Source organism: Exiguobacterium sp. UBA7533, from assembly GCF_002479335.1.
In the GTDB taxonomy this organism is placed as follows: domain Bacteria; phylum Bacillota; class Bacilli; order Exiguobacteriales; family Exiguobacteriaceae; genus Exiguobacterium_A.
Window position 1 is genome coordinate 3636 of sequence record NZ_DLMP01000017.1, and the last position, 521, is coordinate 4156.

A 521-nucleotide genomic window follows, 5' to 3' on the forward strand; every position below is an offset into this window, starting at 1 on the left:
ATGGCGTTCGGATTAAAGCTTCGGAAGTTCCCGAAAGATGAAATCAAGCAACGCGTTGATAACGCAGCTCGTATCCTTGGTCTTGAAGAATATCTCGAGCGGAAGCCAAAAGCACTCTCTGGTGGTCAGCGTCAACGGGTCGCGATTGGTCGCGCCATCGTTCGTGATGCTAAAGTCTTCTTAATGGATGAGCCGCTCTCGAACTTGGACGCTAAATTACGTGTACAAATGCGTAAGGAGATCATTCAGTTACACAAACGTCTTGAGACGACGACGATTTACGTCACGCACGATCAGACGGAAGCGATGACGCTTGCGACACGGATCGTCATCATGAAAGCCGGAATCATTCAACAAGTCGGTACGCCGAAGGAAGTCTATGATCACCCGGATAACATGTTCGTTGCTGGATTCATCGGTTCACCATCGATGAACTTCTTGACAGGTAAACTGGCAGAAGACGGTCTCTTCCATGTTTCAGGAACAGAAGAGAAATTCGAAGTACCAGAAGGAAAAATGAA

1 protein-coding gene is annotated in these 521 nt (G+C 47.6%); it reads left to right on the forward strand.

Annotated features, from left to right (window positions below):
- Positions 1-521 (forward strand): ABC transporter ATP-binding protein (locus B2U10_RS14475; protein ID WP_290788505.1); only part of this gene is annotated, 521 nt, incomplete at both ends.